The organism is Ruegeria sp. AN11 (assembly GCF_056536005.1).
In genome coordinates, this window is record NZ_JBQFJD010000001.1 from 3,096,317 (window position 1) to 3,116,948 (window position 20,632).

21 protein-coding genes are annotated in these 20,632 nt (G+C 60.8%); 12 read left to right on the forward strand and 9 right to left on the reverse strand.

All coding sequences use genetic code 11. The features are described 5' to 3' along the window. Positions 1 to 11 precede the first annotated feature (11 nt). From ACR3EQ_RS15270 to deoC, 3 genes are read right to left on the reverse strand one after another with little or no spacing between them, the layout of a single operon-like run. Positions 12 to 821, reverse strand: coding sequence for an SDR family oxidoreductase (locus ACR3EQ_RS15270; RefSeq protein ID WP_170613097.1), 810 nt, complete (start codon positions 819 to 821; stop codon positions 12 to 14). Between the two features lie 25 nt (positions 822 to 846). Continuing rightward, positions 847 to 3,180, reverse strand: a complete 2,334-nt coding sequence (locus ACR3EQ_RS15275; RefSeq protein ID WP_170613099.1) for an aldehyde dehydrogenase family protein — start codon at positions 3,178 to 3,180, stop codon at positions 847 to 849. A gap of 48 nt (positions 3,181 to 3,228) precedes the next feature. Then, positions 3,229 to 4,227, reverse strand: a complete 999-nt coding sequence (gene deoC / locus ACR3EQ_RS15280) for a deoxyribose-phosphate aldolase (RefSeq protein ID WP_170613101.1) — start codon at positions 4,225 to 4,227, stop codon at positions 3,229 to 3,231. Between the two features lie 199 nt (positions 4,228 to 4,426). Here deoC and ACR3EQ_RS15285 point away from each other — a divergent pair, with 199 nt between their 5' ends. The 6 genes from ACR3EQ_RS15285 to ACR3EQ_RS15310 all read left to right on the forward strand — a co-directional run bounded on the left by ACR3EQ_RS15285 (position 4,427) and on the right by ACR3EQ_RS15310 (position 11,751). Continuing rightward, positions 4,427 to 5,380: a metal ABC transporter solute-binding protein, Zn/Mn family gene (locus ACR3EQ_RS15285; RefSeq protein WP_170613103.1), complete on the forward strand. Its 954-nt coding sequence runs from the start codon at positions 4,427 to 4,429 to the stop codon at positions 5,378 to 5,380. 4 nt (positions 5,381 to 5,384) lie between these two features. Then, positions 5,385 to 6,188, forward strand: coding sequence for a metal ABC transporter ATP-binding protein (locus ACR3EQ_RS15290; protein WP_170613105.1), 804 nt, complete (start codon positions 5,385 to 5,387; stop codon positions 6,186 to 6,188). A gap of 3 nt (positions 6,189 to 6,191) precedes the next feature. Then, the gene (locus tag ACR3EQ_RS15295) at positions 6,192 to 7,397 is read left to right on the forward strand and encodes a metal ABC transporter permease (protein WP_480491117.1); all 1,206 of its coding nucleotides are present in this window, start codon (positions 6,192 to 6,194) and stop codon (positions 7,395 to 7,397) included. Next, positions 7,394 to 8,323: a metal ABC transporter permease gene (locus ACR3EQ_RS15300; RefSeq protein WP_480491119.1), complete on the forward strand. Its 930-nt coding sequence runs from the start codon at positions 7,394 to 7,396 to the stop codon at positions 8,321 to 8,323. The genes ACR3EQ_RS15295 and ACR3EQ_RS15300 overlap by 4 nt, the downstream gene beginning before the upstream one ends. A gap of 280 nt (positions 8,324 to 8,603) precedes the next feature. Beyond that, complete coding sequence (gene mutL / locus ACR3EQ_RS15305) at positions 8,604 to 10,469, forward strand: DNA mismatch repair endonuclease MutL (RefSeq protein WP_480491121.1); 1,866 nt, start codon at positions 8,604 to 8,606, stop codon at positions 10,467 to 10,469. Positions 10,470 to 10,521: 52 nt separating this feature from the next. Beyond that, positions 10,522 to 11,751 carry a DNA recombination protein RmuC gene (locus tag ACR3EQ_RS15310; protein ID WP_480491123.1) on the forward strand — a complete coding sequence of 410 codons (1,230 nt, stop codon included), beginning with the start codon at positions 10,522 to 10,524 and terminating at the stop codon, positions 11,749 to 11,751. A 9-nt stretch (positions 11,752 to 11,760) separates the two neighbouring features. On the opposite strand, the gene ACR3EQ_RS15315 is transcribed toward ACR3EQ_RS15310, so the two are convergent. Both ACR3EQ_RS15315 and ACR3EQ_RS15320 read right to left on the reverse strand, forming a co-directional pair. Continuing rightward, positions 11,761 to 12,411 carry a ChrR family anti-sigma-E factor gene (locus ACR3EQ_RS15315; protein ID WP_480491125.1) on the reverse strand — a complete coding sequence of 217 codons (651 nt, stop codon included), beginning with the start codon at positions 12,409 to 12,411 and terminating at the stop codon, positions 11,761 to 11,763. Positions 12,412 to 12,418: 7 nt separating this feature from the next. Beyond that, the gene (locus ACR3EQ_RS15320) at positions 12,419 to 13,075 is read right to left on the reverse strand and encodes a sigma-70 family RNA polymerase sigma factor (RefSeq protein ID WP_480491794.1); all 657 of its coding nucleotides are present in this window, start codon (positions 13,073 to 13,075) and stop codon (positions 12,419 to 12,421) included. 149 nt (positions 13,076 to 13,224) lie between these two features. Between ACR3EQ_RS15320 and ACR3EQ_RS15325 the strand changes: the two genes are divergently transcribed. From ACR3EQ_RS15325 to ACR3EQ_RS15340, 4 genes are all read left to right on the forward strand, one after another. After that, a complete protein-coding gene (locus tag ACR3EQ_RS15325) occupies positions 13,225 to 13,995 on the forward strand; it encodes a DUF1365 domain-containing protein (RefSeq protein WP_170613117.1) in 771 nt (256 codons plus the stop codon). Positions 13,996 to 14,094: 99 nt separating this feature from the next. Further along, a complete protein-coding gene (locus ACR3EQ_RS15330; protein WP_170613119.1) occupies positions 14,095 to 14,412 on the forward strand; it encodes a DUF3775 domain-containing protein in 318 nt (105 codons plus the stop codon). Positions 14,413 to 14,589: 177 nt separating this feature from the next. After that, positions 14,590 to 14,823 carry a YjiS-like domain-containing protein gene (locus ACR3EQ_RS15335; protein ID WP_170613121.1) on the forward strand — a complete coding sequence of 78 codons (234 nt, stop codon included), beginning with the start codon at positions 14,590 to 14,592 and terminating at the stop codon, positions 14,821 to 14,823. A gap of 54 nt (positions 14,824 to 14,877) precedes the next feature. Next, complete coding sequence (locus ACR3EQ_RS15340; protein ID WP_170613123.1) at positions 14,878 to 15,078, forward strand: DUF1127 domain-containing protein; 201 nt, start codon at positions 14,878 to 14,880, stop codon at positions 15,076 to 15,078. Positions 15,079 to 15,146: 68 nt separating this feature from the next. Here ACR3EQ_RS15340 and ACR3EQ_RS15345 read toward each other — a convergent pair whose 3' ends face one another. The 4 genes from ACR3EQ_RS15345 to ACR3EQ_RS15360 are packed head-to-tail and all read right to left on the reverse strand — an operon-like array spanning position 15,147 to position 18,647. After that, the gene (locus ACR3EQ_RS15345; RefSeq protein WP_480491129.1) at positions 15,147 to 16,289 is read right to left on the reverse strand and encodes a saccharopine dehydrogenase family protein; all 1,143 of its coding nucleotides are present in this window, start codon (positions 16,287 to 16,289) and stop codon (positions 15,147 to 15,149) included. A gap of 3 nt (positions 16,290 to 16,292) precedes the next feature. Continuing rightward, complete coding sequence (locus ACR3EQ_RS15350; protein ID WP_170613127.1) at positions 16,293 to 17,348, reverse strand: saccharopine dehydrogenase; 1,056 nt, start codon at positions 17,346 to 17,348, stop codon at positions 16,293 to 16,295. A gap of 14 nt (positions 17,349 to 17,362) precedes the next feature. Further along, entirely contained in the window at positions 17,363 to 17,977 is a 615-nt protein-coding gene (locus tag ACR3EQ_RS15355; protein ID WP_170613129.1) for a glutathione S-transferase family protein, read from the reverse strand. Positions 17,978 to 17,996: 19 nt separating this feature from the next. After that, positions 17,997 to 18,647 (reverse strand): histidine phosphatase family protein, encoded by a 651-nt coding sequence (locus ACR3EQ_RS15360; protein WP_170613131.1) that lies wholly within the window; start codon positions 18,645 to 18,647, stop codon positions 17,997 to 17,999. A 155-nt stretch (positions 18,648 to 18,802) separates the two neighbouring features. Here ACR3EQ_RS15360 and ACR3EQ_RS15365 point away from each other — a divergent pair, with 155 nt between their 5' ends. Both ACR3EQ_RS15365 and gcvH read left to right on the forward strand, forming a co-directional pair. After that, complete coding sequence (locus ACR3EQ_RS15365; RefSeq protein ID WP_170613133.1) at positions 18,803 to 20,005, forward strand: Zn-dependent hydrolase; 1,203 nt, start codon at positions 18,803 to 18,805, stop codon at positions 20,003 to 20,005. A 151-nt stretch (positions 20,006 to 20,156) separates the two neighbouring features. After that, positions 20,157 to 20,522 carry a glycine cleavage system protein GcvH gene (gene gcvH, locus ACR3EQ_RS15370; RefSeq protein ID WP_170613943.1) on the forward strand — a complete coding sequence of 122 codons (366 nt, stop codon included), beginning with the start codon at positions 20,157 to 20,159 and terminating at the stop codon, positions 20,520 to 20,522. Positions 20,523 to 20,632 lie beyond the last annotated feature (110 nt).

Consider the following 20,632-nt stretch of genomic DNA (forward strand, 5'->3'; position numbering starts at 1 on the left):
CTGAGCGAAGCTCAGCCCTTTTTCATGCTCCGCAACATCTCACCCATCATCTGTCCGAACTTACCCGACCCACGCTGGTACAGCGCTCCGTCAACGGCCAGAACCGTGCCGCTGATATAGCTGGCCAGATCAGAGCTGAGGAACAGACAGGCATTGGCCACATCCTTCGGCTGTCCCCAGCGGCCCAAGGGCACGTCCTTGCGAAGCTCTTCGTGGGCGTTTTCGGTGGGGGCCAGACGTCTGGCCCCTTCTGTGCCTTCGATAAATCCGGGCACGACCGAGTTCACGCGGATGCCCTCGACACCCCATTCCATCGACAATGTGCGGGTGATCTGATCGACGCCCGCCTTGGCGGCGCAGACATGCGCCTGACCTTCGTAAGGCAGATAGGATTGCGGGGCCGAGATGTTGATGATGCTGGCCCCGGGACGCTTGAGGTAAGGATAGGCCCCCTTCATCACGTGGATCGTGCCCATCAGATCAATATCGATCACGGTCTTGAACGCATTGACCGACATCTCGGCCGCCAAGGCGGGGAAATTGCCCGCCGCGCCCGACACCAGAACGTCGAAATCTCCAAATGCCTCGTGGAATTGCTTGAGGCCCTCAGCCACAGCCTCAGGGTCACGCACGTCAAACGCCGCACCGACGGCATCCTGTGCGCCCGCAGCTTTCAGTGCGGCAACCGTATCATCGACCTTCTCCTGCGACCGGCTGGCAACGGCCAGTTTGGCACCCGAGGCCGCAAAGGCCTCGGCAATGCCTCGGTTGATACCGCTGGTTCCGCCGATGACGATGACGGTCCTTCCTGAAAAGTCCATGTAGGCCTCCCGAGATGCGGGAGCCCTACTCGCCGTAAGGCACCCAGATGTTTTTTACTTCGGTCGCAGCCTGCAGGAAGCGGCGGGAATGGTCCATGCTCCAGTCAAATGCCGTCGCGTTATTGACCCACGTCCGTTTCAGGTTCCCGGCCGAGACCACCTCGATCTCTTTCGACAGGTCGGTGGAAGAGAACGACCAGACCGCATCGACGTTCAGATGCGAGGCCAGCGGTTTCGCCAGTTCCGCGTGGCTGCCGGTCAGGATGTTGACCACACCAGCGGGCACGTCCGAGGTTTCGAGGATCTGGTAAAAATCCGTCGCCGCCAAAGGATAAGGCTCCGATGCCACCAGAACTGTCCGGTTGCCCATCGCAATGGCCGGGGCCATCACTGAAACCAAACCAAGCAAAGGTGCTTCGTCCGCGCACAGCGCGCCGATGACCCCCACGGACTCTTTCATGGCAATCGCCACGCCGCGGATCGGAACGCCGTGCACCTGACCGTCATATTTGTCGGCCCAGGCCGCGGCGGTGAACAGGCGCTGGATTGATGCTTCAACCTCTTTGGCGCCGTCCTTCTTTCCGGTCATGGCGTCGATACGAGCGGCGAACTCATCAGCACGGGCCGAGAGGTTCTCACCGATAAAATACAGGATCTGTGCGCGCAGATGGCCGGTGGTCTTGGACCAGCCTTTGGCCCCCGCGGCAGCTTCAACGGCGTTGCGAACGTCTTTGCGGTTGGCAAGGCCGACATGACCCAGCAGGCCGGATTTGCCCCAGACCGGTTTCGAATAACCCCCATCGGGGCGCGCCTGCTTGCCGCCGACATACATCTTGGCGGTGCGGTCAATCGGATCGACCGGTGCGCCTTCGCCCGTCGTTGCTTCGACCTTTGCCAGTGGCTTGGCCTTGCCCTTGGGTTTGGTATAGGCCGCCAGACCTTCCCAGCCGCCTTCACGGCCAAAGCCGCTTTCGCGCACGCCGCCAAAGCCTGCGGCGGCGTCGAACAGGTTGGTGGCATTCACCCAGACCACACCCGCGACCAGCTTGGGAGCGATGTCCAGCGCGAGGTTCACATTCTCGGTCCACACAGTCGCGGCCAGCCCGTAGCGGGTGTTGTTGGCCAGCTCGACCGTCTCTTCCGGTGTGCGGAATGTCGAGGACACCAGCACGGGACCAAAGATCTCTTCCTGCATCAGCGGATCGGATGTCTCCAGCCCCGAGATCAGCGTCGGAGGATAGTAGCAGCCGTTCGCGGGCATCTCGCAAGCGGCCTGATGCACATGACCAGCCGTGTTGCTTTCGACCAAGCTCTTGATGGTCTGCAATTGGACCGGGTCCACAACGGCACCCACGTCGATGCATTTGTCCAGCGGATTGCCGACGCGCAAACCGTCCATGCGCGCGCGTAGCTTGTCGTGGAAGCGGTCGGCAATGCCTTCCTGCACCAACAGGCGCGAGCCCGCACAGCAGACCTGACCCTGATTGAACCAGATCGCGTCAACCAGACCTTCGATGGCGCTGTCGATATCGGCGTCGTCAAACACGATGTAGGCGGACTTTCCGCCCAGTTCCAACGTCAGTTCCTTGCCCGATCCAGCCGTCGCTTCCCGGATCCGGCGGCCAACGACGGTCGAGCCGGTAAAGGCGATCTTGTCAACGTCCGACGCCACGATCATCTCGCCCACTGCACCATCACCGGTTACAATGTTGACCACCCCTTTGGGCAGGCCCGCCTGCGAGCAGATATCGGCAAACAGCAGCGCAGTCAGCGAGGTGTATTCGGCCGGTTTCAAAACCACCGTGTTGCCCATGGCCAGCGCCGGAGCGATTTTCCACGCCAGCATCAGCAGGGGAAAGTTCCACGGAATGATCTGGCCGCAAACCCCCAACGCCTCGGCACCGGGCAATTCGCTCTCCATCAGCTGCGCCATGCCCGCGTGGTAATAGAAATGCCGCTGCGCCAGAGGGATATCGATATCGCGCGACTCGCGGATCGGCTTACCGTTGTCCAGGCTCTCCAGAACCGCAAACAGGCGCGAATGCTTCTGCAAAAGCCGCGCAATGGCATAGAGATACCGCGCACGTCCAGCGCCACCCAGTTTCTCCCATTTCGGCTGCGCCGCGCGTGCGGCAGCAACAGCGGCGTCCACGTCTGCCTGTTTGGCCTGCGTCAGCCTGGCCAGCACCTCTCCGGTGGCTGGATTGCGGCTGTCAAATCCCTTGCCGGGCTTGGTGAAGGCGCCATCGATATAGTGACCGAACTTGTCGCCCTGATCGACCAGCCAGGCCAGCGCCTCGGCAGCGCTTTCAGGGGCGGGGCCATAGTCCATGGTTTCGAATATCTCTTTGACTGTCATGACTTCATCTTTTCCCAAATACTCACTGTCCAGACTTCAAAACGGGGCTCAGCCCATAGAATGTCTGTAACCAGCCGAGTAGGCCCCGGTGACATAGTGTTCCAACTGCCGTTCGATATCGCCCAGCAACGATGACGCGCCAAAGCGGAACAGTTCGGGTTCCAGCCAGCGGTCGCCCAGTTCATCCTTGATCAGCGCCAAGTACACCAGCGCATCCTTGGCCTTCGAAATTCCGCCCGCAGGCTTGTAGCCAACCCGATAGCCGGTGCGGTCATAGTAGTCACGGATCGCGCGGATCATCACCAGCGACACGGGTAAAGTGGCGTTGACGCTTTCTTTCCCGGTCGAGGTCTTGATGAAGTCCGCCCCGGCCATCATGCAGACCAGCGAGGCGCGCGCGACATTGCGCAGGCTGCCCAGTTCTCCGGTTGCAAGGATGGCTTTGACATGTGCATCGCCACAAGCCACGCGGAAGGCCTTCATTTCGTCGTACAGGGCTTGCCAATCGCCCGACAGCACATGGCGGCGCGAGATCACGATATCGATCTCTTCGGCCCCGGCTTTGACGCTTTCCTCAATCTCGGCCACGCGCAGATGGAACGGGGACAGGCCAGCCGGGAAGCCGGTGGATACGGCGGCAACCGGAATGCCGGTGCCCTTCAGCGCCGCGACAGCGGTTTCGATCATGTCGTGATAGACGCAAACGGCCCCGGTGGTGATCGGCGGCATGTCCAGCGCCTGCAAGGTTGCAGGCGATACAGGCTGCCGCGCCTTGGCGCACAGGCGTCGCACGCGGCCAACGGTGTCGTCGCCGGACAGGGTCGTCAGGTCGATCGTGGTAATCGCCTTGAGCAGCCAGGCCGCCTGATATTCCTTTTTGACTGAACGGCGGCCGGGCAGCGTCGCCGCGCGGCGCTCAATCGCCGAGGTGTTGGCCTGAACGGCGCGCACCCAGTCCATGTCCAGTTCCATGCCGGGGTTTCTGGGTTCTGTCACTTGCGGCAGATGCGCGGTGCGCACGGGGCTTTCTGAGCTCTGCGTATCCATCATCACGTCCTTTGGGAGGTTTGCGCCAAAATCGCACGGGACGAGGTGAAAGGGAAGGTGTTCGGCTGCTCTCGACACATATTTTTTGACCATTTGGACAAAAACAGGCGTTTTCTTGCGAGTAATTCGCAATAGCATTGACTTAGTTGCGAATGGTTCGCATATTCATTCTCAAGAGGATGCCATTTTGGGGCTGAATATGATTCGTCGCAGCTTTCTTGCAGTACTGGCCGTGGTCGCCATTCTGCCTTTGTCCGCCTTGGCCGAAGCGCCGCTGAAGGTGGTCGCCACTACCGGCATGATTGCCGATGCCGCCCGTCAGGTCGGGGGTGATCAGGTCGAGGTTAAGGGCCTCATGGGCCCCGGCGTCGACCCGCATGCATATCGCCAGACACGCAGCGACATCGTTGCGATGACCCGCGCCGATCTTATTCTATGGCACGGTCTGTACCTTGAAGCGCAAATGGAAGATTTCTTTCATGACCTTGGCCGCAAGCGCACCGTCGTTGCCGTTGCTGAAGGAGTCGACAAATCCAAGCTGCGGGCGCATGACGATTATGCCGACAAATACGACCCGCATGTGTGGATGAGCCCGGCCCTGTGGCGTGATGTCGTGGCCAAAGTACAGGAGGCGCTGACCGAGGCGCGCCCCGAAGCAGCGGGCATCTTTGCCGCCAACGCACAGGCGCATCTGGCCGAACTCGAACAGCTCGAAGCCTATGCCGGTCAGGCCCTGGCGTCTGTCCCGGAAAACAACCGTGTACTTGTCACCGCGCATGATGCCTTTGGCTATTTCGGGGCCGAGTACGGCTATGAAGTGATGGGTATACAAGGCATCTCGACCCAGTCCGAGGCCGGTCTGAACCGGATCGGAGAGCTGGTGGATGCGCTGGTCGAGAAGCAATTGACCGCAGTTTTCGTGGAAAGCTCGGTCTCCGACCGCTCGATGCGTGCATTGATCGAAGGCGCCGCAGCGAAAGGCCATGAAGTGGGCGTTGGTGGCGAGCTGTATTCAGATGCCATGGGCGAACCGGGCACGTATGAGGGTACCTATATCGGCATGCTGGATCACAACATCACGGTTATTGCCGGGGCGCTTGGGGCCGATGTGCCTGCACGCGGCATGAACGGCAAATTGTCGGCGGGGTTCTGAGGCAATGCTTGAACTGGCCGCAAATCAGGGTGTTTCAGTGACCGACCAAAGCGCCGGAAACAGCCCGCTGGCCATTCGCGGACTGACCGTTTCCTATGGTCAGAAACCGGCGGTGTTTTCGGTGGACATGACGGTCCAACCGGGGGCGATGACGGCGATTATCGGGCCAAACGGCGCTGGTAAGTCGACCCTTCTCAAGGCAGCTCTGGGGATCGTGTCGCCTTTGTCGGGGCAAGTCACGGTCTATGGTCAGCCGCTTGAGAAACAGCGCGCTCGTATTGCCTATGTACCGCAGCGCGCCAGCGTGGATTGGGATTTCCCGACCCGCGTGATTGATGTGGTGCTGATGGGGCTGTCGCGCGAACTTGGGCTGCTGGGCCGCGTACGTGCGCGGCATATGTCGCGGGCGATGGACTGCCTGCACCGCGTCGGGATGCGCGATTTCGCCGATCGTCAGATCGGCCAATTGTCCGGCGGGCAGCAGCAACGTGTGTTTCTGGCCCGCGCGCTGGCGCAGGATGCCGATCTGTATCTTCTGGACGAACCCTTTGCCGGTGTCGACGCAGCTACCGAAAAAGCTATCATCGCGGTTCTGAAATCACTGAAAGAAGCCGGCAAGACTGTCGTGGTCGTGCATCATGATCTGGCCACCGTCACCGACTATTTCGACCATGTCTTCCTGATCAACACCCGTAAGGTTGCCGAAGGCACCGTGGCGCAGGCCTTTACGGCCGAAACCCTGCAATCCGCCTATGGAGGTCGCCTGGCAACCGCCCAGATCGACCAGATTTCGCGCGCGCTGGGGTAAATCATGCTTTGGGACGCCCTGACCCTGCAGCTTGGCTATAACGCCACGCTGGTCGCCATCGGTGCCAGCTTGCTGGGTGTGTCCGCCGGTGTGGCTGGAACCTTCTTGTTTCTGCGCAAACGCGCGTTGGTAAGCGATGCGATCAGCCATGCGACCCTTCCGGGCGTGTGCCTGGCCTTCATGGTGCTGGTTGCGCTGGGCGGCGACGGGCGCAACCTGATTGGCCTGCTGGCGGGCTCCGCTGTGTCTGCATGGGTGGGTCTGCTGTGCATGAACTGGCTGACGCGGCACACCCGTCTGGCCGAGGATGCCGCCATCGGCGCCGTCCTGTCCGTGTTCTTCGGGATGGGGATCGTGCTGCTGACCGTGATCCAGACCATGGGTGTAGGCCGTCAGGCCGGGTTGGAGGGGTTCCTGCTGGGCTCGACCGCAGGGATGCTTTGGGCTGACGCACTGATCATCGCCATGGGCGGGGCGGTTACGCTGCTGCTGGTGATGATTATACGCCGCCCCATGATGATAGTGGCCTTTGACCCGGAATACGCGGCCGCCCGAGGCGTGCCGGTGCACCGGGTCGATCTGGCCATGATGGGGCTGGTCATGGCCGTCACGGTTGTGGGCCTGAAAATCGTTGGGCTGATCCTGATCGTCGCCCTGCTGATCATCCCGCCCGTGACTGCGCGGTTCTGGTCCGACCGGTCGGACCGGGTCGTCCTGCTGGCCGGGTTGACCGGTGGGATGGCTGGGTATCTGGGTGCTGGGATTTCAGCATCGGCCCCCAATCTGCCGACAGGGCCGATCATCGTGCTGGTCAGCTTTGGCTTTTTTGCCCTGTCGCTGCTTTTTGCGCCGGTTCGCGGCGTTCTGGCCGCGATTTTGCGCCACCTGAGGTTCCAGCGTCGCGTTCATATCCGTCAGGGCTTGCTGGCGATGGCGCAGGGGCAGAAGATATACGAGCCGTTGACCTTGCGGTTGCTGCGCCGGGCCGGCCTTGTGCGTGCCGATGGCGTGGCGACTGAGGCGGGCAAGGCGCGCGCCGCCAAAGCCCTGCGCGATGAAAAACGGTGGGAGATCGTGCGCGCCGATCAGGCGCATGAGGCAACGGCGGCACTTTATGACGGGTTGCGCGACATCGAATCTGTTTTGACCCGCGATCAGATCACTGAAATCGACCGCCGCATCGGTGGCCCGCAGGAGGTCACGCCATGAGCGGTGAAGAATTCGTCCCGCTGTCCCTGACGCCATTGCTGATCGGAACGTTTGCGGCGATTGCATGCGCCCTGCCCGGCAACTTTCTTGTGCTGCGCAAGCAGGCGCTGATCGGGGATGCCATCAGCCATGTCGTGCTGCCCGGTATCGTTGTGGCCTTTCTGCTGACCGGAGCGATTTCGACTTGGCCGATGATGCTGGGCGCAGCGGGTGCTGCGGTTGTCGCCGTGGTGATGATCGAGGCGATACGGCGTCTTGGTCAGATCGAGCCTGGCGCAGCGATGGGCGTGGTCTTCACCACCATGTTCGCCGCCGGTGTGCTGTTGCTGGAACAGACCGACACCTCGACCGTGCATCTGGACGTCGAGCATGCGCTTTACGGCAACCTGGAAAGCCTGATCTGGCTGGACGCCACGGGCTGGGCCTCGGTGCTGGACGCCGCGGCGCTGGCAGGCCTGCCGCCGGAACTGCCGCGCATCGCCCTGACGCTGGCCGGTGTGGTTCTGTTCACCTGGCTGTTCTGGCGACCGCTCAAGATCTCGACCTTCGACGAGGGGTTCGCGCGCACGATGGGCATACGAACGGGTGCCTTGGGTATGGCGCTTGTGATCGTGGCGGCGGTCGCAGCGGTTGCGGCGTTTGACGCAGTGGGGTCAATCATCGTGATCGCGATGTTCATCTGCCCGCCTGCCGCGGCGCGGATGATGACAAACCGGCTGGAAACCCAGATCGTATGGAGTGTTCTCTTCGCCGTACTGTCCGCCGTTTCAGGCTACATACTGGCCGGGTACGGGCCACTGTGGCTGGGCGGTGCGGATGCGGTCAGCGCGGCAGGGATGATTGCGACCATGTCGGGTCTGATACTGGCGTTGGCCGCCGTATTCGGCCCGTGCCGGACCCGTGCCGGGGCGCCTGCGGCTGCCTGAAGCGGCGCTTTCCCGCCAAACGTTGACGTAACGTCTCGGCTAAAACCTGCCCAAGTGAATGCGCATTCAGAGTTAACGCGAAATTCATCAGGTCCCGTGCTAGGGACGGGTCAATTGAACTTCGAACGACCACCACTCACCAAAGAACGTTCGGGCAATTGTGATCATGACGCCGCTATCAGACCGGCGCGATGCAATTGTCCGAACGCCCCCTCGTTTCCCGAAATACAGGTTTCAAATCGGTGGCAGAATCGCTCGTGATTGTGCTAGGTCTGGTGGTATGGCGCAGGCATACCCCAATATCGGCGAAAATCGCCCCAAAATCCGTCAACTTGACGACGCGGCGATAAATCGTATCGCTGCGGGTGAAGTGGTGGAGCGCCCTGCCTCGGCGGTTAAGGAACTGGTCGAAAACGCCATTGATGCGGGGGCGACGCGGATCGCCATAGATATCGCCGATGGCGGCAAGACGCTGATTCGAGTCACAGACGATGGCTGCGGCATCGCGCCCGAGGATTTGCCGCTGGCCTTGTCCCGCCATGCGACGTCAAAGATCGATGGGACGGATCTGCTGAACATCCACACCTTCGGCTTCCGGGGTGAGGCGCTGCCGTCGTTGGGTGCCGTTGGCCGCCTGACCATCACAAGCCGCGTGCCAGGGGCGGATGCGGCACAAGTGCATGTGTCGGGCGGGAAGATAGAGCCGGTTAAACCGGCGGCTCTGCGCGCAGGCACCGTGGTCGAGCTGCGCGACTTGTTCTTTGCCACACCCGCGCGCCTGAAGTTCATGCGCACCGACCGGGCCGAGGCACAGGCGATCAACGACACGGTCAAACGTCTGGCCATGGCCGAGCCCTCGATCACTTTCGTCCTGCGCGACGTCTCGGGCGGGGGAGAGGGGCGTGTGACCTTCCGCGCCGACCGCGAGAACGGCGATCTGTTTGACGCCTTGCACGCCCGTCTGGCCCGCGTGATCGGGCGCGAGTTTGCCGAGAACGCGTTGCAGATCGATGCCACGCGCGAGGGCATCCGGCTTTACGGTTACGCCGCGTTGCCGACCTATTCCCGGGGGGCAGCGGTGGCGCAGTACCTGTTCGTGAACGGGCGACCCGTTCGCGACAAGATGCTGACCGGCGCGTTGCTGGCAGCCTATTTCGATTTCCTCAGCCGAGACCGCCATCCGGCAGCAGCCCTGTTCATCGATTGTGATCCGACGCTTGTGGATGTGAACGTACATCCCGCCAAATCCGAAGTGCGGTTCCGTGACCCGGGTCTGGCGCGCGGGTTGATCGTGTCTGCCCTGCGTCATGCGCTGGCCGATGCCGGGCACCGGGCGTCCTCGACCGTGGCCAATGCCACTTTGGGTGCGATGCGGCCGGAACCGGCGCATCCGGCGCCGGCGCGGGTCTACCAGATGGACCGCCCTTCACCAGCCGCGCGCCAGGCGGCCTACCGGGCGCAGGCCCCGGGCTTTGCCGAACTGGCAAACGACTACAGCGGAAGCATCGTTGACGCGGCGCCTTTGGCGTCCGCGATTGCGACGGTGGAAGAACCGCCTGCACAGGACCTGCCGCTGGGTGCCGCGCGCGGGCAGGTGCATGAGAATTACATCATTGCCCAGACCGCCGATGGCATGGTGATCGTTGATCAGCACGCAGCGCATGAACGGCTGGTCTATGAAAAGCTGAAAAACCAGATGGCCGCAAATGGCGTTGCCGCGCAGGCCTTGCTGATCCCCGAAATCGTTGAAATGTCCGAAGGGGATTGTTCGCGTCTGATGGCGGTGGCCGAAGATCTGTCCCGCCTTGGCCTGACCATCGAACCCTTTGGAGGCGGTGCAATCGCCGTTCGCGAAACCCCGGCCATTCTTGGTGAGGTCGATGCCAGGGCGATGATCCTGGATATCCTGGATGAGCTGACCGATCAGGGCGAAAGCCAGAAGGTACAGGCGCGGATCGAGGCGATCCTCAGCCGGGTGGCCTGCCATGGTTCCGTCCGGTCAGGCCGTCGGATGCGGGCCGAAGAAATGAATGCTCTGCTGCGCGAGATGGAGGCCACTCCACATTCCGGCCAGTGCAACCACGGTCGACCCACCTATGTCGAATTGAAGCTGAGCGATATCGAACGCCTGTTCGGGCGCAGTTGATCCTGCGCCCAAGACAGGCTAAGGGGAATAAAACAAGAACATCCGAGGCAGCATGATCGAGATTGCAGGTACCCAATACGCGTTGAACGACCCATTGATTCTGATCGTGGGTGGAGTGGTTGCGCTGATCTTGCTGCTGTTGTTCCTGTCGCTGCGGGCGGCCAACCGCTCAGCCCGGATGGCGGAACCGCTGGCGCGGCAGATGGCGCATCTGGGCCAGCATGTGCAGCAGTTGGGGCAAGGGCAGGAGCAGCTGCGTGGCGGGCTGCAGCACGTGTCGGACACGCAGGCCAATGCGCAGGTTCAGGTGATCCAGACGGTCGAGGCGCGCCTGTCTTCGGTCCAGCAGCAGATGAACGACCGGCTGGCGGACAACGCGATGAAATCGGCCCGCGCCCTGGCCGAGATGCAGGAACGGATGAAGGAATCGCTGCACGGGTCGTCGAAACAGACCGCGACCTCGCTGACCCAATTGCAGGAAAGGCTGGCCGCCATCGACAAAGCGCAGGACAACATCACCAAGTTGTCAGGGGATGTGCTGTCCTTGCAGGATATTCTTTCCAACAAACAGCGGCGCGGGATGTTCGGGGAAATCCAGCTGAACGACATCGTGTCCAAGGCGCTGCCGACCGACAGCTATTCGTTGCAGGCCACCCTTTCGAATGGCAAACGGGCGGATTGCCTGATCCACCTGCCCAACCCGCCCGGCCCCATCGTGATCGACGCAAAGTTTCCGCTGGAAGATTTCGAAGCGCTGGCCGCTGCTCAGACACGAGTCGAAGTGGACAGATGCCTGAAGGCCTTTGGTGCGGCGGTTAAGGTGCACATCAGGACTATTTCCGAGAAGTACATTCTGGACGGTGAAACAGCCGACGGTGCGCTTATGTTTGTTCCGTCCGAAGCCATCTATGCCGAATTGCACGCGCGCCTGCCCGAAGTGGTCCGCGAAGGGTTCGCGGCACGTGTCTGGATCGTTTCACCCACGACCTGCATGGCAACGCTGAACACGATGCGCGCGATCCTCAAGGACGCCCGGATGCGCGAACAGGCTGGCGCGATCCGCCGGGAGTTGGGCATGCTGCACAAGGATGTCGAAAGGCTGGGCGATCGCGTGGCCAATCTGGACCGGCATTTCGGGCAGGCCGCCAAAGATATCTCGGACATCAAGATCAGCGCCGAAAAGGCGGGACGTCGGGCACAACGGCTGGACAATTTCGATTTTGAGGAACTGTCCCCGGACGATCACGCCAACGTGGTGCCCTTGGGCAAAACCGAGGCCTGATCGCGCGGGTCAGATCCGCAGGAATGGCTGGAACAGGCGCGGCATCAGTTTGGTGAATTTCAGGGGCGCGTCCGTCACCGCCAGACAGATGCAGTCGGCCGAGATGTCGGCCACCGGCATGTGATGCAGGTCTTGATCGGCGATTTCGACATCACCACGCGCAAAGTGGTCGACCTCATCCGAAAACGCGCCCTGCAACACCATGGTCAGTTCTGTTCCATGGTGGCTGTGATCCGGTACGGCAGACCCTGCAGGGATAAACAGCAACCGGGCCGTTGACTCGCGTGTCGTCGGCAGAATCGCTTGCTTGACGCCCATGCCAATCGGCCTCCAGCGGATCGCGTTCACATCGCCACCGACGTAATCCTGCAAGGGCGCGGGCAGAACGGAACAGGCTGGCCGTGCGGGCTTGGGCGTCGGCGCGCCCTGGGAAATCAAGGCCATGGTCGCCGCCAGCGAATCCTCGCCCATTGCGGGCATCTCGGCCTGATCCTGCAAAAGCTCACCACCAATGATGTTGTAGCTTTCAGCCGCAGCCCGGCAGCGGTCGCACAGTGACAAATGTGTCGCGACCATCAGATCGAATGCTTCGGGCAGCGTACCTGCTGCATAGGCCATCAGCAGGTCGTCGGTCAGGTGATGTTTAATTGCTTCTGTCATCGTTTTCTCAGTTCATCGCATGGCGCAGGCGATCCAGCGCCAGTCTAATTCGTGATTTGATTGTTCCCAGCGGCAATCCGGTTTCCGACGCGATTTCGCGGTGACTCAGATCGCCGAAATACGCTTTTTCGATCAGTTGGCGCTGCGCTTCGGGCAGAGCCTTCATCGCAATCCGCAATTTGTCGGTTTCCTGTTGCAGGGCAACAACCTCGGTTTGATCTGGTTCGGCTTCGGGTCCCCAGCCCAGATCCTCGGGTTCGGGGCGGCGTTGTTTGCGCAGGATGTCGATCCGCTTGTTCCTTGCAATCGTGAACACCCAGGTTGCCACAGTGGCGCGGGTCGGATCGAACAGATGCGCCTTGTGCCACAACGTTGCCATCACCTCCTGCGCGCATTCTTCAGCGGTGGTGCCATCGGCACCGGACTTGATCAGGAACGCCTTGATACGTGGTGCAAAATGCCGGAACAGCTCGGCAAAAGCCGCCTGATCCTGCGTGTCACGGATGCGCTTGACGTGATCAACCCATTCGGACCTGACACCGCACTTCTTTTGCGTTCCGTTCAATTGTTTACCCTTGATGCGTTTCTTTGCGACCCAAGGCTGGCCCGCGCCACTTGGGGGCGCAGGATCGTCGAGCGTCGCGGTGTCGATCTCGGTAAACATAACCACATTACGTGGCAGCGCCAAAGCCGGATCATTTAGCCCTGCATTTTTTGATCCGATTTGCCTATCTGGCCGTAACAAAACTGAAATCAGCGCATTAAGTTTGCAGACACTGTATTATTGGCAGACTGACAGGAACCCGTAGCCGCATGAACAAAATCGACCATATCGCGGGACACACCTATCACAGCCGGAAAGGTGCGATTGAGAACGCGTTTCGGTATTCGGTCGATTTCATTCTGTTCGACCCCGAAAACCTGCCGAAAACACCATATCTGTTCTCGTTTCGGCGTGCCAACCTGATGAACTGGCGCGACCGCGATCATGGTGGCAGCCCAGGTGAAGGGCAGGGCGTGAACTGGCTGCGCAGCAGGCTTGAGGAGATGGGCTTGCCCTCGCCGTCTCGAATCTTGCTGCTGACGCAACCGCGCGTACTAGGGCACGTGTTCAACCCGGTCAGCTTCTGGCTTTGCCTTGACCCCGACGCGCAACTTTTCGCAGTGATCGCCGAAGTGACCAATACCTATGGCACGCGTCACAGCTATGTTTGCCACAAGCCCGACCTGTCGCCGATCCAGCCCGAAGATCGAATAGTGGCGGACAAGAAGATGCATGTTTCTCCGTTTCAGAAGATTGAAGGGACGTACAGCTTCCGGTTTGACTTCCGACCGGACCGAGTTGGCGTCATGATCGACTATTCCCGGAAGGATGGCGGATTGGTGGCAACCCTGACCGGGTTGCGGGCACCGTTAACCAACCGCTCTATCCTGACGGCGCTTGTCCGTCGCCCCTTTGGGGCGCGCCGGGGATTTGCCCTGATCCTGTGGCAGGCTTTGAAGCTGTGGATCAAGAAGGCCACGTTCCGACCCTTTCGAACCGCACCGGTGCCAGAGCAACCGGTGTCGCGCCCCCGCATGTAAGATTCCCTCAGACTAGGCGACGTTTGCGTAAGATCAAAGACGCGGCCGTTGCGTCGTGATTGTGATAGCCTGAAACCCGCGAACATAAGGAGATGGGACATGCTGGAAATTTCGGCCAGAAAGGTTGCCCAGGTGGCAATGATGGGGCGCGAACTTGGGCGTGCCGAAGCAGAGCTGCGCGCTTTCGTCGACCGCATGAGCGAAGACGAGCAGGCCGAGCTGGTGGCGATCATGTGGATCGGCCGCGAGAGCTTTTTTGCCGAAGATCTGGCCGAAGCCATCGCAACCGCAAAGTCCGAGGCCTCGACCCCCTGCGCCGACTACCTGATCGGCACGCCGCACTTGTCGGATCACCTGGAAAACGGGCTGGATGCGCTGGGGATTTCGGCCGAGGATGTCGAGAATGACCTGATGTAGGCTCCATTGGCCTGAACCATCGAACAGGGCCAGAGTCGTCTGATCCTAACTTTGGATTTCGAACACCCGCAAGCCGAACATTAATTCGGATTAATCCGGTGTTTTGACATCGTTAACACTCCGCTCCTTTATCAGAACTGTGACCAGAAACGTTGTTCGGATGAGAAGGAGAAGGCGATGGCACATGTACACACAGCCAGACCGCAGCGCAGCTTCTTTGCCGGTCTGAGTTCAGAATGCCGCGCGCTCAGGGATGAGTTTGCGCGTCGCCGGCAGGTCGCTGAGTCGATGCAAACGCTGGAAAAAATGACTGACCGACAATTGGACGACATTGGCATCCCGCGCCATCGGATCGCACGATCCGCCTATCAAAGCGTCTATGGTCAGTCGCCGGTGGAACTGCGTCGCTAGGCTGGTTCGTCCCGACACGGACCGATCTTTGTCTGCAATTCAAGGAACAAAACGATGTTAGATACTATTGGAGTACACCAGGAGCGCCCCATTGCCAGCGCATTGCTGCTTTTTGACCGGGCCATGCAAATCCGTGCTGTTCGGTCTGATATTGTGCGGGCCGCTCAGGAGCTGAATCGTCTGTCCGATAACCAGCTGTCCGAGCTTGGAATCAATCGGTCTGACCTTGATGAAACGATCCAGCTTTACATCTGAAAGCGGTATGTCGTAACAGCCGCATCGTCACGCCGATGCGGCTGTCTTCTTGCGCGCTGAGAAAAAGCTCAGCTTGTGTGATCCACAATCTGCAAATGTTGCGCCAGCGTGTCGATTTCGCCCATCCACGCCGCCACCAGCTTGGGATCGCTGGGCGCCGCATGAACGCCAGCGGGAATGGCGCGGTTCAGGACGGCTTCGACGGCCAATGAGACCGGGATCGATACCAGACGGGCCATGGCAGTGCCGCGTTCATCGCCCCAGGCGTCCATGACGTAGGTTTTGTGCCAGACCTCGGCCCCGTCTTTTTCGGCCTTCAGGCCGACGCACAGAACCACGCGGTCGGGTTCGCCGTCGTCATAGGCGTTTTCTTCCCAGAACTGATCGGACATCTCTTTCAGCCGCGCATCGCCTTCCGGTCCGGTCAGGGTTTCGATTTCGTGGAACACGTCCGACCAGGCATCCGCCCAGCCGTTCAGACGCAGAGTACCGCGGACGAATTCCTTGACCGGCCAGTGATCCTCGAAATGATACTGCGCCATGAACGGGATCGAGTCGCGGTTCGGGTAAACCTCAAAGCTTTCCGGCGCTGGCAGCGGCGCGATATAGCTGCTGATCGCATCCCATGGACGGGCGACATCCAGCGGGGCGTAATCGCGGATCGATTTCGAGGGCGAGCGCAGCGCCTTGAGCACACCCAACGGCGACCAACTGAACTTGTACCGGAACGGGTTGGGGTTCTTCGGGATACCGCCGCAATACGAGATGAAGCTCAGGTGGTTCTGCGGATCGAACGCGTCCGATGCGCGGTACTCATCGACCAGTGCATGTGCCATCAGGTGGTCGATACCCGGGTCCAGTCCGACCTCGTTGACCAGTACCACGCCGGCCTCGCGTGCCTTTCCGTCCAGCGCGCGCATTTCGGGCGCGATATAAGACGACGAGACAAAATTCGCCCCTTTCGAAATCGCCAGCTCCGCCAGCGGCACATGCCAGTCGCCCGGCAGCATGGACACGATCACGTCGCCCTTTTCCAGTACCGCACCAATTGCGTCGATGTCGAAAGCGCGGATGTCATCCGTCAGGTCTCCGACCTCGGCTTTGGCTTTTTCGATGGTCCGGTTCCAGACAGTGATCTTGTGCCCGCCCTCGAACAGGCGGCGCAGGCCGGGAATGGCCGATAGGCCGGTGCCACACCAGTGAATCGTCATCGCTCAGATCCCTTCGATATGTGTTTTGTAAGTTGCTTCTGCCCGGCCCCAAACACCACTTTCCAGATCGGTCAGGGTCAGCAGAGAGGGCAGCAGTTGCGCCGCGTAGTCTTCGGAACTTTCAACCGGCAGCATCGACGGCAGGTTGTCGATGGCCATTACATCCATCACCGGATCACTTGCTACGCGCAGGGCGGGGACGTCCCAGGTGGTGGCCCGGTCATAGACCGGAACCGGGTTGTAGTCGCTGTCCGGGTCGCAAGCCACGTCACCGATGGCGGTCAGCTTGCGAGTTGCGGTCAATGCCTCACGCGGGACGAAGACGGGCGTACCGGGGCGGGCGAAGATGCAGTTCAGGAACAGGTCATGGTCGAGAATTTCCGGAAAGGGCCCGCCGCTGGCGGTTTCGGCCATGTCCCATTTGGTAACAGTAACGCCCATGGCTTCGCACAGATCAGCCGCGCCTGTGCCAACGCGGCCCAAGGCACCGATGACAATGGCGCGGGGGCGGTCGGTGCCGGTCGCGTCCAGTTCGGCCAGAAGCTCCGCGTTCAGCGCATCTTTGCTGGGATAAACACCCACGGGCGGACATACCTCATTGCGCTGCTGTGCGGCCCACGTCTTCAGCGTCACCGCCGCGCCTGCGTACCCGGCCCAGTACCCGAAAGCCGCAACCCGGCGGTCGTTTTCGTCGACCAGGTATTCCAGGTCATAAAGCGTGCCGCCACCGGTCTTGAACCGCTCCAGCAGCGCGCGGCCAGAATGCTGGCCCTTAAAGGCGTGGCCGAACATGATGTGTCGATGCCGCAGGAGCGTGCCATCCTCGGGCAGTTCCTTGAGGCCGAAGATGATCGCGTCCCGCGGGGCGTCGGGCCATGAATTCTCGGCCGCGATCTCACACCCGGCGTCCTTGTAGCCGTCGATCGGGATCGCACGGACATGGCTTTCCTCGACCGTCACGCGGATGCCTGCGGCAAGCAGCGCGGCGGCGCCTTCGGGGGTCAGGCCGACCCGTTCTTCGTTCGGGCGCTGTTCTGCCCGGACCCAGAGATGTGTCATTCGTTGTCCTTTTGTCAGAGCATTCCGGTGGCGCGCACCGCCTGAACCGATGCGCGTGCTTCCATCGCCTCGCGGAAGGCGACAATCTTGGAAAAGGCCGAGACGTCCACGCCGTCGCCCTCAAGCCAGCTGCAGACGACAAAAAGATATGCATCAGCCACCGAGAACGCCTCGCCCAGCACAAATGGTCCGCGCAGACCGTTCGACGAGATATAGTCGCAGGACGCGGTCATCGTCTGCGGTACCTTGTCCTTCATATCCTTCCAGCTGGCTTTCTTGTCTGCCCAACGTGGCCCGCGCAGCTTGTGCGCGTGGTTCACATGCATCGTTGAGGCCAGATAGTACATCACTTCGCGCATACGGGCCGCCATGATCGGGTCGTCAGGCACCAGCCCGGCTTCGGGCGCTTTGGCAGCGATGTAGTCCAGCAGCGCGCCTGTTTCGGTCAGAATGCCGCCGTCAACGGCCAATGCCGGCACGCGTCCTTTGGGGTTGATCTGCTTGTAGGCCGGTTTGGTCTGCTCGGCTTCTGCAAAATCCAGACGTATGGCCTCGTATTCCAAACCCGCTTCCTCCAGCGCGATGGCGACGGCGACCGATATGGTGCGGGGCGCGTAGTAGAGTTGCATCAGATGGCCTCCGGTTTCCTTACAGATGGGTCTGGGCAAACTGCCGGTCGGGCGCTTCCAGATGTGGCACGGCATTGAACAGAACCGTACTGAGCTGCGGGCCGATCGGATGCAGACGATGCATGGACGTGTTCATGATGGCAAGAGCCACGCGAGCCATGGAAGGTATGTCCAGCCCCATCGCCTGCCGCACGACCATGGAAATCAGTCCGCCCGAGGTGACAACGATGGCCGGGCCACCCTCGGTTCCGATATCCCGCAATGCCGCCGAAACCCGGGCTTCGAATTCAGCGAAGGTCTCTGGTGTGTTGCGGATATCGCCGCTTGCCCAGGCCGCAAAGGTTCGGGGCAGGTGTTCGACAAAACCTTCCCGGTCGATTGGGACGGCCACGCCATGCTGTTCCTCGAACAGCTTTGCGATTGTGAAATATTCAATCTCGTTCAGCCGCGCGTCGCGCACCGGGTTGAGGAGACCCATACTGGCAGCGGTCTCCACATGCCGGGTCAGGGTGCCACAATACGCCCGCGTGTGATGCGTATGCGTATCCTTGAGGTACCCCCCAAGCCACCGCGCCTGCTGATGGCCCAGCTCGCTGAGCTTGTCATAGTCTTTTTCATCACGCGCAGAGGTGTTGGCCTGTCCGTGACGAACCAGTGTAATATGTGACATGGTGGTTCCTCTTGGCGTCATGTCTTAAGACAGCTTCATTGCCGGGGCCAGAGGTGTTGCACCCGCCCGGAGTGAAAAATCGCGGATCCGATGCAGCGGAAGACTTGCAGGTCAAGGCGCAGCCCATAAGGTTGATCGGCACAAAGGGGGCAATCATGGCTGTCGATGAAAACCGGTTTCTGGCCGATCTGCACAAATTGCGTTCATTTGGGGCGGCGGGTGTTGGGAAGGGCGTGGTAAGGCCCGCCTATTCCGACGCGGATATCGCGGCGCGCCGCTGGCTGGCCGGTCGGATGGAAGACGCCGGACTGCGCCCGCATTTCGATCCGGTCGGAAACCTGTTTGGGTTGGCCGCCGGTCCGTCGCTGCTGATGGGGTCGCATTCCGACAGCCAGCCAGAAGGTGGTTGGCTGGATGGTGCGCTGGGCGTCATCGCGGCACTTGAAGTGGCGCGCGCAACGGATCGCGCGATTTCGGTCGTCAGCTTTCAAGATGAAGAAGGGCGGTTTGGCGTGACCACCGGGTCTGCCGTGTGGTCGGGAACGCTGCCTTTGTCCGCAGCGGATGCTCTCACCGATCATGAAGGCACGGCATTTTCCGAGGCCCGTGCCTTGATGAGTGGTCTGGCTCAGGACTTCGTCGATCCCGATCAGTTCACCGGGTTTCTCGAGATGCATATCGAACAGGGACCCGCGCTGGACACCAGCGGGGATCAGATCGGTGTCGTGACCGACATCGTTGGCATCCGCGACATGAAAATCACCTTTGAAGGACAGCAGAATCATGCGGGCACTACACCGATGCATCTGCGTCGGGATGCGTTTCAGGCAGTGTCCCTGTTCAATTCGCTGATCAACGACCGGTTCCGGAATGTGGTTGCGCCCGAAACGGTCTGGACGATTGGCCATGTCGATCTGCATCCCAACGCCTCGTCCATCGTGCCGGGGCTTGCGCGTTTCTCGATGCAATGGCGCGACGGTACATCTGACCGGCTGGAACGGATGGAGCAGATCATCCGCACGACCGCGCAAGAGGTCGCCGATCAGATGAACATGTCGGTGACCTACGGGCCGTTGCTGGGGCTGGAGCCCGTGGCGATGGATCGGGAACTCCGCGCGGCGCTGGAACAGGGGGCGGAAAGAATTGCCCCATCCCGCTGGCGCTCCATGCCGTCCGGCGCGTTGCATGATGCAACCAATGTGTCCCGCCTGATGCCGGTTGCTATGCTGTTCGTGCCGTCGATCAACGGGATTAGTCATGACTTCTCAGAAGATACGTCCGAACATGATCTGATCGCGGGGCTGCATGTTCTTGAACATGCAGTCAACGCGCTGCCTTCGGGCAAATCCGTTGCCTGACGGAGAAAAGTTTCCTAAAGGGGAATTGTTGGTTGTATATCCTGGTATACAACTGCTGCCAAAAACAACGTTTGCGCCTCAGCCATCTGAGATTGTGTCGTTGCCGTTTGTTTTGCAAAACTACAAGCGTTGAAGTCAGGAGAGAACAGGAATGTCGACGTATTATTCTGAAGAGCACGAGTGGCTGCGAGTTGAAGGAGAAGTTGCGACGCTGGGGATTACGGTTCATGCGGCTGAGCAGCTTGGCGATGTTGTTTTTGTCGAGCAGCAGGAAGCGGGTGACGAGTTTGAGAAGGGCGGCGAGATCGGCGTGATCGAGTCGGTCAAGGCGGCGTCCGAGCTTTATGCGCCGGTGGATGGCGAGATTGTCGAGGTGAACGAGGCGCTGGCGGACAATCCCGGTTCGCTGAACGACGACCCCGAGGGCGAGGCGTGGATCTACAAGATCAAGATCGCGGATGCGTCGCAGCTGGAGGATCTGATGGATCTGGACGGCTACAAGGCCCTGATCGGCTGAGCAAACGGCGGGTTCCGACGGGATCCGCCCCCTTCTTTCACCCGGAGCCGCTGATTTGGGCTCCGCCCGTTTGGGCCTGAAACTGTCCCCGGACAGGTTCCAGGACGGCC